Origin of the sequence: Bradyrhizobium sp. AZCC 1578 (assembly GCF_036924675.1) — a bacterium.
GTDB lineage: Bacteria > Pseudomonadota > Alphaproteobacteria > Rhizobiales > Xanthobacteraceae > Bradyrhizobium.
The window spans coordinates 2429266-2445752 of sequence record NZ_JAZHRZ010000001.1 but is presented as its reverse complement, the minus strand read 5'-3'; the positions used below and the strand labels follow the sequence as shown (position 1 = coordinate 2445752).

Genomic DNA, 16487 nt, shown 5'->3' with positions numbered 1-16487 from the left:
CGCTCACCCGAGCTTTCGCCAGCTTCGGCCTTCGCGGGTCAACAATTCGTTCGCTTCCTGCGGACCTTCGCTGCCGGCCTTGTAGGTCTGCAAGCCCTCGGCCCCTACCTTCTTCCAGGCGTCGAGGAATGGTTGCACCGCCTTCCAGCCGGCCTCGACGCTGTCGGCGCGCTGGAACAGGATGTTGTCGCCGGTCATGCAGTCATAGATCAGCGTCTCGTAGCCGGTCGAAGGCTCAGCCTTGAAATAGTCCTTGTAGCGAAACTTCATCTCGACGCCGTCGATAAGGATCGAGGGGCCGGGCACCTTGGTATTGAACTGCAGCGCGATGCCTTCGTTCGGCGCGACCCCGATCACGAGGTAATTCTGCGCCAGCCGTTCCACCGGCGTGCAGTTGAACATCGCGAACGGCGCCTGCTTGAACTTGATGGCGACTTCGGTGCGCTTGACGCCGAGCGCCTTGCCGGTGCGCAGATAGAAGGGAACACCCGCCCAGCGCCAATTGTCGATGATTAGCTTCAGCGCCACATATGTTTCGGTCGTACTGCCGGCCGCGACGTCTTCGATTTTGCGATAGTCCGCAATCTCGCTGTCTCCGATCCGGCCGGCCAGATACTGGCCGCGCACGGAATTCCGCAGCGCCTCGGCCTCGCTCTGGAGCTGGATCGCGGCCAGCACGTCCGCCTTTTCGGTGCGGACCGAATGCGCGTCGAACCGGATCGGCGGCTCCATTGCGACCAGTGACAGCAGTTGAAACAGATGGTTCGGCACCATGTCGCGCAGCGCGCCGGTCTGGTCGTAAAAACTGCCGCGGTGGCCGACGCCGAGCTGTTCGTTGACCGTGATCTGGACATGGTCGATATGGTTGCGATTCCAGATCGGTTCGAACATGCCGTTGGCAAAGCGCAGCACCAGGATGTTCTGCACCGTTTCTTTACCGAGATAGTGATCGATCCGGTAGATCTCGTGCTCATCGACGAGCTTTAGCAATTCGCTGTTCAGCGCCTTGGCGGAAGCGAGGTCGGTGCCGAACGGCTTTTCCACCACCAGCCGCCGCCACGCGCTGTTCTCGGCCAGCATGCCGGTGCGGCCTAGCTCGCGGCTGATCGGCAGGAAGGCGTTCGGCGGCGTTGCCAGGTAGAACAGGCGGTTGCCGCCAGTGTTTCGCGCGACTTCCAGGTCGCCGAGCTGCTTGCTCATCGCGTCGAATGAAGCCGGATCCTTCGGATCGGCTTCGATGCAGGTCAGGCAGTCCAAAAGACGACGCGAAATCGCATCCTCCACTGGTTGCGTCGCGAACTGGCGCAGGCCCTTCATCAGGCTCTCGCGCAGCCTGTCGCTCGTCATGCCCTTGCGAGCGACGCCGACCAGGCAGAACCTATCCGGCAGGAGATCGCTGGCGGCGAGATTATACAGGGCAGGGACGACCAGCCGGTGCGTAAGGTCGCCGGTGACGCCGAAAATGACGAAGGAGCAGGGATCGGGCTTCTTCTGTGTTGTTTGACCGACCGCCATGACCGCTCACGCCTTCGAAGTGGGTTTCTTCGGCGGCTCCTTGTGGCCGCCGAAACCGGCCCGCATCGCGGAAAGAATCTTTTCCGCAAAGGTGTGATCCTTGCGCGAACGGAAGCGCGCATAGAGTGCCGCCGTCAGCACTTCCGCCGGCACAGCTTCGTCGATCGCCGCGTTGACGGTCCAGCGGCCTTCGCCGGAATCTTCGACAAAGCCGGAGTAGGTGTCGAGCGTCTGGTTTTCCGCAAGCGCGGAAGCGGTGAGATCGAGCAGCCAGGAGGGGATCACGCTGCCGCGCCGCCACACCTCGGCAATGTCGGCCACGTCGAACTCGAAACGATGCTCTGGCGGCAGCGCGTCGATGTTGGCGTTCTTCAGGATATCAAACCCTTCGGCATAGGCCTGCATCAGGCCGTATTCGATGCCGTTATGGATCATCTTGACGAAGTGTCCGGCGCCGGACGGCCCGGCATGGATATAGCCTTGCTCGACGCGCGGGTCGCGGCCCTCGCGTCCCGGTGTGCGCGGAATGTCGCCCGCGCCCGGCGCCAGCGTCTTGAAGATTGGATCAAGCCGGTCGACCACCATCTTGTCGCCGCCGATCATCATGCAATAGCCGCGCTCGATGCCCCAGACGCCGCCGCTGGTGCCGACGTCGAGGTAGTGCAAGCCTTTTGCCTTCAGCGCCGCGCCGCGGCGGACGTCGTCCTGCCAGAACGTATTCCCGCCATCGATGATAACGTCGCCGGGCTGCATCAGCTTTGCCAATGCCTCGATGGTCGTCTCGGTGATCTTGCCTGCCGGGAGCATTACCCAGGCGGTGCGCGGCTTCTCCAGTCTCGCCACGAAATCTTCCAGCGTGTCAGCGCCGGTTGCGCCTTCCGCCGCGAGTGCGGCGACCGCCTTGGCGTCCTTGTCGTAGACCACGGCGGTGTGGCCATTCTTCATCAGCCGGCGGACGATGTTGCCGCCCATCCGGCCGAGGCCGATCATGCCGAGTTGCATATCCTGACTTCCCTAACTGAGCGCCTCTGCGATCGCGGCATCGAGCGCAGACAGCCCCGATCCGAGATCGCCCTTGAGATGGACGCGCAGCGCACGCCTGCCGCGTTCGGTGAGCACGTCGAAATCGCCGCGCGCCTGCGCCGCCTTGATGATGCCGAAACTGGCCTTCTGTCCGGGCACCGGCAAATCCTCGGCATCGTCGGCCGTGATCTGCAGGAACACGCCACTGTCGGGACCGCCCTTATAGGCTTGGCCGGTCGAGTGCAGGAAGCGCGGGCCAAATTCGGCACAGGTCGCCAGATGATGCTTGTCGCGCACCGCAAGCCGCATCTTTTGCAGCGAGCCGATCGTGCCGGGATTGCGCGCGATATAAGCGAGCAGGGCGACATAGTCGCCGCTGTCGGAGCGCGAAAGATGCGCTTTGACCCAGGAGCCGAGCGTGCCGTCGGCGCCGGCCTTTCGCAGCTCGGCCGCATTGTGCTCGTCGGTGTAAAGATCAGCCTCGTCGGTTGAAATTACCGGCTCCTCCGCCGGCAGCGATCCGGTCTTCTCGAACGCACTCGTCAACTCGCGCGTCTTGATCTTGGCCGCTTCTACGTCGGGCTGATTGAACGGATTGATGCCTAGGATCGCGCCTGCGACGGCGGTCGCCATCTCAAACCGGAAAAACTCCTGACCGATATGGTCGATCGACTTCATGACGATGCGAACCACGGGATGTCCGGCCGCCTCGAGCGCCTTGAGCCGATCATCATGCGAGGCGTCGTCCTCGCCCTCGGTCCGGATATCGATGAAGAAGCGGTCGTCGCCGTAAAGCGAGGGGTCGCCGAGCGGCTCGCCATCGATCGGGATCAGGCCCTTGCCCTCCTTGCCGGTGGATTCGGCGATCAGTTGCTCGGCCCAGGCGCCGAAATCCGCGACCTTCTCCGACGAGGTGATCGTCACCTTGTCGCGGCCGTCGAGGCCGGCAAGACCCATCGCCAGTCCGAGTTGCACGCCCGGATTTTCGTGCGGCGGCACGTCGGCGCCGCAGGAACGCACCATCGCGAGCGCGTGCGTGATCAGGCTGCGGACGTCAATGCCGGCGGCAGCCGCCGGCACCAGTCCGAACGGCGACAGCACGGAATAGCGTCCGCCGATTGTGGGATCGCCATGGAAGATGCGGGCAAAGCCTTGGCTGATCGCGACCTTCTCCAGGGACGAGCCGGGATCGGTGACCGCGATGAAGCGATGGCCGGCCTTGTCCTTGCCGATAGTCTTGGCGACGCGATCGAAGAAGTAATCCTTCATCACGTTCGGCTCGGTGGTGCCGCCGGACTTGCTGGAGACGATGAACAGCGTGTGGGCGAGGTCGACGGTCTCCTCCATCGCCTGCACCTGCGCGGGATCGGTGGAATCGAGCACATGCAGCTTCGGGAAACCGGATTTCTTGGCAAACGTCTCGGCCAGCACCTCTGGTCCGAGGCTCGATCCGCCCATGCCGAGCACGACCGCGTCGCTGAAATTCTGCCCCTTCACGCGGCGGGCAAAATCCTCGTAGTCGGCGACGTTGGCGGCGGCCGCGCTGTTCAGCCAGCCCAGCCATTTGTTCTCGTCGTCGTCGGTCCAGACCGACTTGTCCTTTTGCCATAGCCTTCGGATTTTGGCAGACGCGCGCCACTCCTCGGTGCTCTTCTCGACGGCCTTGCCGATGCCATCGCCGAACGCGAATTGCTGCCGGTCGATGCCGCCGCCGAGCGAGGTCGCACGCTTGTATGCGACCGCGCCATAGAGCTTGTCGGCAGAGTCCGCGAACAGCGTGACGCCGTCCTTGACCAGCTCGGCCGTGATGGCGTCGAGCGAGATGCCGGATTTTTCGAACTCTTCGAGCACGTGGCGCGCGTCCTCGATATTCTCCTCGAGACTGTCTCTCAGCCTGCCATGATCGCGGAATGCATCGAGCGTTGCCGGCGGCACGGTGTTGACGGTGTTGGGACCGATCAGCTCCTCGATATACAGCACGTCGCTGTAGTCCTTGTTCTTGGTGCCGGTGGAGGCCCACAACAGCCGCTGCGGCCTGGCGCCCCTGGCGGCAAGCTTCTCCCACCGGGGGCCGGCGAACAGCCGCTTGTAGTCCTGATAGGCGAGCTTGGCGTTGGCGATGGCGACCTTGCCCTTCAATGCGCTCAGCCGCTCCTTCTCACCGGGGTCATTGGCTCTCGCGATCTTCTCGTCGAGTTGCTTGTCGACCGCGGTATCGATACGACTGACGAAGAAAGATGCGACGCTGGCGATGTGAGAGGGATCGCCGCCGTTAGCGACGTATTTTTCCAGGCCCGCGATGTACGCCTCCGCCACGTCGCGATAGACGTGTTGCGAGAACAGCAGTGTAATGTTGATGCTGACGCCTTCGCCGATCAGGTGTTCGATCGCGGGCAGGCCTTCCGGCGTGGCCGGCACCTTCACCATCAAGTTCTGACGCTTGACGTCCTTCCAGAGCCGTTGGGCTTCCGCAATGGTCCCCTTGGTATCCGTTGCCAGATAGGGCGAGACCTCGAGGCTGACGAAGCCGTCATTTCCGTTCAAATGGTCGTACACCGGGCGCAGCACGTCGGCGGCGTTCTGGATGTCTTCAACGGCGAGCGCCTCGAACAGTTCGGCGACGGGGCGGTCGCCCGCATTCAGAGCGCGGCTGATGGCACCGTCATATTCGTCCGAGCTGCCGATCGCCTTTTCGAAGATCGAGGGATTCGACGTCACGCCCTTGACACCGTCGGTATCGATCAGCGCCTTGAGGTCGCCCTTGGCGACGAAGCCGCGGGCGAGGAAGTCCAGCCAGACTGCCTGGCCATGGTTTTCGAGTGCTTTGACGGGATTCATGGTGCCTGTTCTGTTCGATCGGTCGATTTTTGGGCTTCCGGCAGCTTTCGGGGGCAGGGCCGGAAAGTCAATATTTGGTTGGGCATACAGCCGGATGGAATGGGAGCTGTCCGGGACGATAACGCCAGTGGCTCCGGTTCGATCCCGGAAAAGTCCGTTCTTGCCCGCCGCGAGACTGGCGGGTTGGTCGAACCAGGGTTCGGAATGGCGACACCGACGGGCACATTGCACGAAGTCGTGAAGGAGCCCGTCATGGCGCCGTTTTCTCGCATCCGGGCTGTCTCGCGATTTTGTGCGGCCTGGATCAGAGCACAAGAAGTATTCAGCGCGATGGAGCGGCGAAAGTGCGGCGTCCAAATTGTCTAAATGCGCGATCGACGTGAATTGTTCACGTCAATCAGCAACGCCTCACGGCCTCAGGTAAAGATAGCCCTGCGATTGCAACTCGGCGATCCGCACCACGCCGCCGCGGTCGGCGGCAATGAAGCCCGGCAGCAAATCTTCCAGTGCGACATTTTGGGCTTTCATGGTGTTGCCACAGGCGGCGAGCTCGATTCCGGCTTTGGAGAATTGACCGACACGCCGTCTATCGTCCTTCATCGCCACTTCAATGCCGCCGCCTTCGCAATCGATGCTGCAGCCGAGACGAATTTCGCCGCCGGTGTTTTCGGCGACAATGTGATTGCAATAGCCGCTGGAATCGAAATTGCCCGCGCGGTGGCGATATTTGAAACCGAGGCGGAAGGAATAATTGACGGTCTTGTCTTCCGGCACGTCTTCGGCCGTCACCAAAAGCTTCATCGCGCTGACCTTCTGCTTCGGATGCCGCGCCAGATGGTTGGCGTCATAACGACGCACAAAGCAGGCATACGTCTTTTGGCTGAGCGGGCTGCCGAACATTTGCCCGTCGAATGCGGCGGTCCTGGCTTTATCGACGCCATCCTGGGCGTGGCAGGCATTGGCTCCGACGAGGGAGGCAACGGTGGCAACGATCCAGAGATATTTCATGGCAGACTCGGATTAAACGCGCGGCATATTACTTTAGTTGCAGGTGGCGCCGGGTGCGTTCAAACGCAGGTTCGCGACTGGCCCTGACGGGATATTTGGCCATTTTGCGTCAGCGCGGCCCGCCCAAAGGCCTGAATGCGTGATAAATACGGCGTTTATCCCCGGTTCAGAGCCCGGGGCTTACAGCGTTTGCCGCCTTCGCCTTGCCGGGCCCCGGTGCAGATTTGAGCCCCGCACCTGCTCACAATCCCTAAAAAACCCCTTACATATTGCTCAGTACTTCCCCGGTGAAAAATGTTGCTGCCCGGCTACAACGCGAGCGAAATGGCACCGTATCTTTACGAGGTAGAGGCCCTTAGCATGAGTATTGCATTGCATTGTGAAGTCGCTCGCGTGTCCAATCGTCATATGTGACGACGGTGATTCGCGAACGGAAGCTGTGACGCTCCGATACTGGGAACCCTAGTGGTGCGTCCGGCATTTACAGGTGACCATGGAGAGACGGATCATGTACAACGATTCTCTGTTCAATGCTTTCGCCCGGTCCTTCGAAGCTCGAAGTCAAGCCGACATGTCGATGGCGGAATATCTCGAGTCGTGTCGAAACGATCCGATGCGATATGCCAATGCGACCGAACGACTACTAGCTGCGATCGGCGAGCCCCAGATGATTGACACGGCCAAGGACCCTCGCCTTGGCCGTATCTTTTTGAATCGCACGATGCGGCTCTATCCGGCGTTCGCGGGCTTCTACGGCATGGAAGACACGATCGAGCGCATCGTCGGGTTCTTCCGCCACGCCGCGCAGGGTCTCGAAGAGCGCAAGCAGATCCTCTATCTGCTGGGCCCCGTCGGCGGCGGAAAGTCGTCGCTCGCCGAGCGCCTCAAATCGTTGATGGAAGTTCACCCCATCTACGTGTTGAAGGCCGGCGACGAACTCAGCCCCGTGTTCGAAAGCCCGCTCAGCCTGTTCGATCCGGATTCGCTCGGGCCGATGCTCGAGGAGAAGTACGGCATTCCGCGCCGTCGCCTCAACGGACTGATGAGTCCGTGGTGCTACAAGCGTCTCGAAGCGTTCGGTGGAGACATCTCACAATTCCGCGTCGCCAAGATCCAGCCGTCGCGGCTGCGGCAGATCGCGATCGCAAAGACCGAGCCTGGCGACGAAAACAACCAGGATATCTCGTCACTGGTCGGCAAGGTCGACATCCGTAAGCTGGAGACCTTCGCCCAGAACGATCCCGACGCCTACAGCTATTCGGGCGGCCTCAACCGCGCCAACCAGGGCATTCTCGAATTCGTCGAGATGTTCAAGGCGCCGATCAAGATGCTGCATCCGCTGCTGACGGCGACGCAGGAGGGCAACTACATCGGGACCGAGAACATCGGTGCGATCCCCTTCAGCGGCGTCATTCTCGCCCACTCCAACGAGGCCGAATGGACAAGCTTCAAAGCCAACAAGAACAATGAGGCGTTCATCGACCGCATCTGCGTCATCAAGGTGCCGTACGTCCTGCGGGTCACCGAAGAACAGAAGATCTACGAGAAGCTGATCCAGAGCTCCGAACTGGCCACAGCACCGTGCGCTCCGGCCACGCTGGAAACCATGGCGCGCTTCTCGGTGATGTCGCGGTTGCGCAAGCACGAAAATTCGACCGTGTTCGCCAAGATGCGGATCTACGATGGTGAAAGCCTCAAGGAGTCGGATCCTAAGGCGCGCAGCGTCCAGGAATACAGGGATGCTGCCGGCGTCGATGAAGGCATGGACGGCGTCTCGACCCGCTTCGCCTTCAAGGTTCTCGCCGCGACCTTCAACCACGACACCAATGAGGTCGGTGCCGACGCGGTCCACCTGATGTACACGCTGGAGCAGGCGATCCGGCGCGAGCAGCTTCCCGACGAAGTCGAGAAGCGTTACCTCGAATTCATCAAGGCCGAACTGGCGCCGCGCTACGCCGAGTTCATCGGGAACGAGATCCAGAAGGCCTATCTCGAATCCTATGCGGATTACGGCCAGAACCTGTTCGATCGCTATGTCGATTATGCCGATGCCTGGATCGAGGATCAGGACTTCAAGGATCCCGACACCGGACAACTGCTCGATCGCGACCTGCTCAATCAGGAGCTGACCAAGATCGAAAAGCCGGCCGGCATTGCCAATCCCAAGGACTTCCGCAACGAGGTCGTCAAGTTCTCGCTGCGGTCGCGCGCCCAGAACAGCGGCAAGAACCCGGCGTGGACCAGCTACGAGAAGATCCGGGAAGTGATAGAGAAGCGGATATTCTCCCAGGTCGAGGATCTGCTGCCCGTGATATCCTTCGGCTCGAAGAAGGACGGCGATACCGAAAAGAAGCATGACGACTTTGTCGCGCGCATGGTCGAGCGCGGCTACACCGAGCGGCAAGTCCGCCGGTTGGTCGAGTGGTATATGCGCGTAAAACAAGCAGGCTGAGGCGGATGAAAACGTGGCTATTCACATCGTCGACCGGCGCCTGAATCCAGGCAGCAAGAGTCTCGAGAATCGCCAGCGCTTTCTGCGCAGGGCCAAGGCGCTGGTCCAGGGAGCTGTGAAGAAATCGTCGCAGAGCCGGGACATCAAGGATGTCCTGGAAGGCGGCGAGGTCAGCGTCCCGATCGACGGCATGGACGAGCCGCGCTTTCGCCGCGAAGGCGGCACGCGCGACATGGTGCTGCCTGGAAACAAGAAGTTCGTCGAAGGCGATATCCTGCCGCGACCAAACCAGAGCGGCGGCAGGGGAAGAGGAGCGGGCGAGGGCGACAGCGAAGATACGTTCCGCTTCGTTCTCAGCCGCGACGAGTTTGTCGACCTGTTCCTGGACGACCTGGAATTGCCTGATCTTGCCAAGCGAAAGCTGGCTGAGGTGGAGAGCGAAGGCATTCGCCGGGCCGGTTACACAACATCCGGATCGCCCGCCAACATCTCGGTGAGCCGAACGGTAAGTCGCGCTCTGGCGCGGCGCGTTGCGCTACGGCGACCGAGGCGGGAGGTGCTGGAGGCGCTCGAAGCGGAGCTTTTGGATTGCAGCGAGGAGCGTCGCGCCGAGCTCATGGCCGAGATCGAGGCCCTGAAGTCAAAGATGCGCCGCATCCCGTTTATCGATCCGATCGACATCCGGTACCGGCGTTTCGAGACGGTACCGAAGCCGGTGGCGCAGGCCGTGATGTTCTGCCTGATGGACGTCTCCGGTTCGATGACCGAGCATATGAAGGATCTCGCCAAGCGCTTCTATATGCTGCTCTACGTCTTCCTGAAGCGGCGCTATCGCCACGTCGAGATCGTTTTCATCCGGCATACCGACCGGGCCGAAGAGGTCGACGAGCAGACGTTCTTTTACGGGCCGGCTTCCGGCGGCACGCTGGTGTCAAGCGCGTTGCAGGCGATGCATGACATAGTGCGGTCGCGGTTCCGGCCGGCGGACTGGAACATCTACGCTGCACAGGCTTCCGACGGCGACAATTCCTACGCGGACGGCGAAGTCGCGAGCCGGCTCCTCACCGATAACATCCTGCCGGTCACCCAGTTTTTTGCCTACCTGGAAGTCGGCCAGGAAAACGGCCTGTCCTACGAAATGCCCAATTCGGCGCTCTGGACCCTTTACGAGGGCTTGCGTGCGAATGGTGCGCCGCTGTCGATGCGCAAGGTCAACGAACGCAGCGAGATATTCCCGGTGTTTCACGATCTCTTCCAGCGCCGTGGCCAGCAGGAAAGGACCGGGTCATGACCGCGACCGACCAGTTGCTGTTTGAGGGGGCCGACTGGGATTTTCGGACGCTGCAGCGGATCTGCGACGCCTGCGAGCAGATTGCGCGGGACGAATTGGGGCTCGACGTCTACCCCAACCAGATCGAGGTCATTACCGCCGAGCAGATGCTGGACGCCTATTCGTCGGTCGGCATGCCCCTGTTCTACAAGCATTGGTCGTTCGGCAAGCACTTTGCCTTCCAGGAGGCATCCTACCGCAAGGGGCTAATGGGTCTGGCCTACGAGATCGTCATCAACTCCTCGCCGTGCATATCCTATCTCATGGAGGAAAACACCGCGACGATGCAGACGCTCGTCATCGCGCATGCCGCCTTCGGCCACAATCACTTCTTCAAGAACAACTATCTGTTCAAGCAATGGACCGATGCCGACGGCATTCTCGACTATCTCGAATTCGCCAAGCGCTATGTGGCGCACTGCGAGGAGCGCCATGGCCGGCTGGCGGTCGAGCACACGCTCGACGCCGCGCACGCCTTGATGTCGCACGGCATCGATCGCTATCCCGGCAAGAAGAGCCTCGACCTACGCGCGGAGGAAAAGCGGGCGGGCCGGCGCCGTGCCCACGAGGAGAGGGAGTTCAACGATCTGTGGCGCACCGTTCCCACCGGCCCGGCCAAGAGCGGCGCGGTACTGGATGTGGAGCGCCGTCGCCAGATGCTCGGTCTGCCGCAGGAAAACCTGCTGTATTTTCTCGAGAAGACGGCGCCTCGGCTGAAGCCTTGGCAGCGCGAAATATTGCGGATCGTGCGGCACATCGCGCAGTATTTCTATCCACAGAGTCAGACCAAGGTGATGAACGAGGGCACGGCGACCTACGTTCATTATCGCATCATAAGCCGGCTGCACGAGCAGGGGCGGCTGACGGACGGCAATTTCCTCGAATTCCTGCAGTCGCACACCAACGTCGTGTTCCAGCCCGAGTTCGACGATCCGCGCTATTCCGGCTTCAATCCCTATGCGCTGGGATTTGCGATGATGCAGGACATCGAGCGCATCGTCACCAATCCGGAAGCCGAGGACCGCGATTGGTTCCCTGATATCGCCGGGACCGGCGACACGATGGGCGTGTTGCGCGACATCTGGGCCAATTATCGCGATGAAAGCTTCATCAGCCAGTACATGAGCCCGCGGCTGATGCGGCGCTTCCGCATGTTCCATCTGCATGACGATCCGGAAGAGCGGGCCGGTATCCTGGTCGATGCCATCCACGACGAGCGCGGCTATCGCCGGCTCCGCCGCGAACTGGCGCGGCAGTACGATGTCGGTTTCATCGACCCGAATATCGAAGTCGTCGATGTCGACCTTGCCGGCGATCGTCGCCTGATGTTGCGCCACACCGTGGTGAAGGGTGCACAGCTCATCGAGGCCGACGCCAAGCGCGTGCTGCAGCACCTTGCCGATCTCTGGACCTACGACGTATCTCTCGTCGAGGCCGATGCATCCGGTACGGTCTTGAAGGAGTACGTTGCAAATCCGCGGAAGATCGCCGCGGTAGCATAGCTACCGCAGGCTGGCGTTGATCTTTTCCAGCGCCGCCGAGCCGGGGCACAGGTCCTTGGCTTCGAGCGTATTGAGCGGTGTCTCGACGGTGTCGAGATGGGTGTGGAGGTCTTCCGCGTCCGGATCGACATAGAGCAGTCCGGTGACGACCTGGCCCTTGGCGGCGTGCTTCTGCAGGAAGGTCATGGCGGCCAGACGGTCGTTGGCGTCGTAGTCGGCGTCGATCTTGCGCAGCGCCAGTCGCGTGCCGTCATGCTGCTCGACCACCTGCACCGTGCCCGGCGCATATTCGACGGTGATCGGGTCGCGTCCGGTGAGCACGTCGAGGCGGTTGACCGCATCATTATGCTCGCGGACATAGTCAAAGCTCTTGGTCGAGCCGGCGTGATTGTTGAAGGCGATGCAGGGGCTGATGACGTCGATGAACGCCGCGCCCTTGTGCCGGATGGCCGCTGCGATCAGCGGCACGAGCTGGCTCTTGTCGCCGGAGAAGCTGCGCGCCACGAAGCTCGCGCCCAATTGCAGCGCGATCGCCACCAGGTCGATGGCGTTGTCGGTGTTAATCACACCCTTTTTCGACTTCGAGCCGCGATCGGCGGTTGCCGAAAATTGTCCCTTGGTCAGGCCGTAGACGCCGTTGTTCTCGACGATGTAGGTCATGTTGACGGCGCGCCGGATCGAATGCGCGAACTGGCCGAAGCCGATCGAGGCGCTATCGCCGTCGCCGGAGACACCGAGATAGATCAGGTCGCGATTGGCGAGGTTGGCGCCGGTAAGGACCGACGGCATCCGGCCGTGCACCGAATTGAAGCCGTGCGAATTGCCGAGGAAATAGTCCGGCGTCTTCGACGAGCAGCCGATGCCGGAAATCTTCGCCACCCGGTGCGGCTCGATCGAGAGTTCATAGCAGGCCTCGATGATCGAGGCGGTGATCGAGTCGTGGCCGCAGCCGGCGCACAGGGTCGAAACTTTCCCCTCGTAATCCCGGTGGGTGTAGCCGAGTTCGTTCTTCGGCAGGCCCGGATGCTGGAATTTCGGTTTTGCAATGTAGGTCATGACACGGCCTTGCGGAGAGGGGTCACTTTCAGATGATCCTGGTGGTCGCCGATCGCATTGGCGATGAAGCGTGCGGTGATCGGCGTGCCGTCATAGTGCAGGATCGGCACCAGCCGCACCGGATCGATGCCGTTCTCGTTGACGATCAACTGCCGCAACTGGGCGTCGCGGTTCTGCTCGACCACATAAACGAAATCATGGTCGGCGATGAAGCTCGCGACGCTGGAGTGGAACGGGAAGGCGCGGATGCGCATGCGGTCGAGCTGATGCCCGCGCGCTTCCAAGATCCCGATCGCCTCGTCCATCGCGGGCGACGTTGAGCCGAAATAGATCACGCCGTATTTGGTCGGCCTGGCGGCGTTGGCCTGCAACGGCCGCGGCACCATGTCCTGCGCAGTCTCGAATTTGCGCACGAGCCGCTGCATGTTGTCGGCGTAAATGGCGCCTTCTTCCGAATAGCGCGCGTAGCGGTCGCGCGAGGTGCCGCGGGTGAAGAACGAACCCTTGGTCGGGTGCGTGCCGGGATAGGTGCGGTAGGGAATCCCGTCGCCGTCGACGTCGAGATAGCGGCCGAAATCGCGCCCCGGTTCATTGAGCATTTCCGCAGTCATCACCTTGCCGCGGTCATACTGCCTGGCGTCGTCCCACTTCAGCGGGCGGCAGAGGCGGTGGTTCATGCCGATGTCGAGGTCGAGCATCAGGAAGATCATGGTTTGCAGCCGATCGGCGAGGTCGAATGATTGTGCGGCGAACTCGAACGCTTCGGCCGGATCTTCCGGGAACAGCAGGACGTGCTTGGTATCGCCGTGCGAGGCATAGGCGCAGGCGATGATGTCGCATTGCTGGGTGCGCGTCGGCATGCCCGTCGAGGGGCCGGCGCGCTGGATGTTCATGATCACGGCCGGAATTTCCGCGAAGTAGGACAGGCCGATGAATTCGGTCATCAAGGAAATGCCGGGGCCGGAGGTTGCGGTGAAGGCCCGCGCGCCGTTCCAGGAGGCCCCGATCACGATGCCGATGGATGCGAGCTCATCCTCGCCTTGCACGATCGCGTATTTCGCCTTGCCCGTCTCAGGGTCGTGCCGCAGCTTCTTGCAGTGACTCGTGAAGGCTTCCGCCACCGACGACGAAGGCGTGATCGGATACCAGGCGCAGACGGTGGCGCCGCCATAGACCGCCCCTAGCGCCGCCGCGCTGTTGCCTTCCATGAAGATGCGGTCGCCGACCTTGTCGGACTTCTTCACCTGCAAACCGATCGGGCACTTCAGGTTCTGCAGTGCCCAGTCGCGGCCGAGATGCAGCGCGTGGACATTCGACGACAGGAGTTTTTCCTTGCCCTTGTACTGTTCGCCGATCAGTTGCTCGACCAGCTTGGGATCGAGATCGAGCAGGGCGCAGAGCGCGCCGAGATAGATGATGTTCTTGAAGAGCTGGCGCTGGCGCGGATCGGTATAGGTCGAATTGGTGATCGCAGTCAGCGGCACGCCGATCACGGTGATGTCGGCGCGGAATTTCGACGACGGCATCGGCTTGGTGGAATCGTAGAACAGATAGCCGCCGGGCTCGATCGAGGCGACGTCCTTGTCCCAGGTCTGCGGGTTCATCGCCACCATCAAATCGACGCCGCCGCGGGCGCCGAGATGGCCGGCCTCCGTCACCCGCACCTCGTACCAGGTCGGAAGTCCCTGGATGTTGGAAGGGAAGATATTGCGCGGTGACACCGGCACGCCGTGGCGCAGGATCGAGCGCGCGAACAGTTCGTTGGCGCTGGCTGAACCCGAACCGTTGACGTTGGCGAAACGGACGACGAAGTCGTTTACGCTGCTGATCGGGCTTTGGACTGACATGTTGATCCCGCGTGAGTCATATCGATGAGGTACTTTTGCATGTCCCAGGCACCGGTCGGACAACGCTCGGCGCACAGCCCGCAATGCAGGCAGACGTCTTCATCCTTCACCATGACGCGGCCGGTCTTGAGCCCTTCGGCGACATAGAGCGCTTGGTCGTGATGCGGCGACGGCGCTTTCAGCCGCTGCCGCAGGTCGTCCTCCTCGCCGTTCTCTGTGAACGTGATGCAATCCATCGGGCAGATGTCGACGCAGGCGTCGCATTCGATGCAGGCGGGCGCCGAGAATATCGTCTGCACGTCGCAGTTCAGGCAGCGCTGCGCCTCGCCCAGCGCGAGCTTGACGTCATAGCCGAGCTCGACCTCCGCCTTGATGTCCTTTAGCGCGATCACCTTGTCGCGATGCGGCACCTTGAAGCGCTTGTCGCCGGAGATGTCGTTGTCGTAGCTCCACTCGTGGATGCCCATCTTCTGCGAGAAGACGTTTACCTCGGGCAGCGGACGCTCGTTGATGTCCTCGCCAGAGAGCATCTTGTGGATCGACAGCGCCGCGTCGTGGCCGTGCGCCACCGCCCAGATGATGTTCTTCGGACCGAAGGCGGCATCGCCGCCAAAGAACACTTTCGGATTGGTCGAGACGAAGGTGATGGGATCGACCTGCGGCATGTTCCATTTGTCGAATTCGATGCCGCAGTCGCGCTCGATCCAGGGGAACGCGTTCTCCTGGCCGACGGCGACCAGCACGTCGTCGCAAGGGATGGTCTGGTTAGGCTCGCCCGTGGGCACCAGGTTACGACGGCCCTTGGCGTCGTATTCGGCCTTCACCTTCTGGAAGGTGACGCCGATCAGCTTGCCGCTTACATGCTTGAATTCCACCGGCACCATGTAATTGAGGATCGGAATATCCTCGTGAAGGGCATCTTCCTTCTCCCAGGGGCTTGCCTTCATCTCCTCGAAGCCGGAGCGCACGATCACTTTGACGTCCTCGCCGCCGAGCCGGCGCGCGGTGCGGCAACAATCCATCGCGGTGTTGCCGCCGCCGAGCACGATCACGCGGCGGCCGATCTTCTCGACATGGCCGAACGAGACCGATGCCAGCCATTCGATTCCGATATGGATATTGCCAGCCGCTTCCTTGCGGCCGGGGATGTCGAGCTCGCGGCCGCGCGGCGCGCCGGAGCCGATAAAGATCGCGTCGTAGTTCTCGTTGAGCAGCTTCTTCAGGCTGTCGACGCGGTGGCCGCCCTTGAACTCGACGCCGAGGTCGAGGATGTAGCCCGTTTCCTCGTCGATGACGGTGTCAGGCAGGCGGAACTTTGGAATCTGGCTCCGCATCATGCCGCCCGCCTTGGGGTCGGAATCGAACACGGTGCAGTGATAGCCGAGCGGTGCGAGGTCCCGCGCCACCGCAAGCGACGCAGGCCCGCCGCCGACCAGCGCTATGCGCTTGCCGTTCTTCGCCGATGATGGCTTCGGCATGCGGTGCTTGACGTCGTCCTTGAAGTCGGCGGCAACGCGCTTCAGGCGGCAGATCGCAACCGGGTTTTCCTCGACGCGGCCGCGCCGGCAGGCGGGCTCGCATGGACGATCGCAGGTGCGTCCCAGAATTCCGGGAAACACATTCGATTTCCAGTTGATCATGTAGGCGTCGCTATAACGCCCCTCGGCAATCAAACGGATGTACTCGGGAACCGGGGTGTGTGCGGGGCAGGCCCATTGGCAATCAACCACTTTGTGAAAGTAGTCTGGCGCCGAGATATCAGTCGGTTTCATTCCTACCTTGTCCGCGCAAGCTTAGGAAACGCGGCCTTATTTTTGCCTGCGAACGCTTAACGAGCGTTCTTGTGGTTTTTAAATTGGATCATAGGGTTATCTTATTAGAGCCATTCCAGACGCTGCGCACAAGGCAATTCTGTG

General features: G+C 61.6%; 10 protein-coding genes. 3 read left to right on the top strand and 7 right to left on the bottom strand.

Translation table 11 applies throughout. The features are described from left to right. Positions 1-3: 3 nt before the first annotated feature. From zwf to V1290_RS11895, 4 genes are all read right to left on the bottom strand, one after another. Positions 4-1515 (bottom strand): glucose-6-phosphate dehydrogenase, encoded by a 1512-nt coding sequence (zwf, locus tag V1290_RS11910; RefSeq protein ID WP_334364573.1) that lies wholly within the window; start codon positions 1513-1515, stop codon positions 4-6. 6 nt (positions 1516-1521) lie between these two features. After that, entirely contained in the window at positions 1522-2517 is a 996-nt protein-coding gene (gnd, locus tag V1290_RS11905) for a phosphogluconate dehydrogenase (NAD(+)-dependent, decarboxylating) (protein ID WP_334364572.1), read from the bottom strand. 12 nt (positions 2518-2529) lie between these two features. Then, entirely contained in the window at positions 2530-5376 is a 2847-nt protein-coding gene (locus V1290_RS11900; protein WP_334364571.1) for a bifunctional transaldolase/phosoglucose isomerase, read from the bottom strand. A 408-nt stretch (positions 5377-5784) separates the two neighbouring features. Next, entirely contained in the window at positions 5785-6384 is a 600-nt protein-coding gene (locus V1290_RS11895; protein WP_334364570.1) for a DsrE family protein, read from the bottom strand. A 508-nt stretch (positions 6385-6892) separates the two neighbouring features. Between V1290_RS11895 and V1290_RS11890 the strand changes: the two genes are divergently transcribed. The 3 genes from V1290_RS11890 to V1290_RS11880 are packed head-to-tail and all read left to right on the top strand — an operon-like array spanning position 6893 to position 11668. Next, the gene (locus V1290_RS11890) at positions 6893-8836 is read left to right on the top strand and encodes a PrkA family serine protein kinase (RefSeq protein ID WP_334364569.1); all 1944 of its coding nucleotides are present in this window, start codon (positions 6893-6895) and stop codon (positions 8834-8836) included. Positions 8837-8855: 19 nt separating this feature from the next. Continuing rightward, positions 8856-10127, top strand: a complete 1272-nt coding sequence (locus V1290_RS11885) for a YeaH/YhbH family protein (RefSeq protein WP_334369005.1) — start codon at positions 8856-8858, stop codon at positions 10125-10127. Next, positions 10124-11668, top strand: a complete 1545-nt coding sequence (locus V1290_RS11880; RefSeq protein ID WP_334364568.1) for a SpoVR family protein — start codon at positions 10124-10126, stop codon at positions 11666-11668. Before V1290_RS11885 ends, V1290_RS11880 begins: the two co-directional genes overlap by 4 nt. Here V1290_RS11880 and V1290_RS11875 read toward each other — a convergent pair whose 3' ends face one another. Genes V1290_RS11875 through V1290_RS11865 form a run of 3 tightly spaced genes read right to left on the bottom strand, consistent with a single transcriptional unit; the run spans position 11669 to position 16343 of the window. Then, positions 11669-12724: a 2-oxoacid:ferredoxin oxidoreductase subunit beta gene (locus V1290_RS11875; protein ID WP_334364567.1), complete on the bottom strand. Its 1056-nt coding sequence runs from the start codon at positions 12722-12724 to the stop codon at positions 11669-11671. It lies immediately after the preceding gene. Next, on the bottom strand, positions 12721-14571 hold the full coding sequence (locus tag V1290_RS11870) for a 2-oxoacid:acceptor oxidoreductase subunit alpha (RefSeq protein WP_334364566.1): 1851 nt from the start codon (positions 14569-14571) through the stop codon (positions 12721-12723). The genes V1290_RS11875 and V1290_RS11870 overlap by 4 nt, the downstream gene beginning before the upstream one ends. Beyond that, positions 14541-16343: an FAD-dependent oxidoreductase gene (locus V1290_RS11865; RefSeq protein ID WP_334364565.1), complete on the bottom strand. Its 1803-nt coding sequence runs from the start codon at positions 16341-16343 to the stop codon at positions 14541-14543. Before V1290_RS11865 ends, V1290_RS11870 begins: the two co-directional genes overlap by 31 nt. Between the last annotated feature and the right edge of the window lie 144 nt (positions 16344-16487).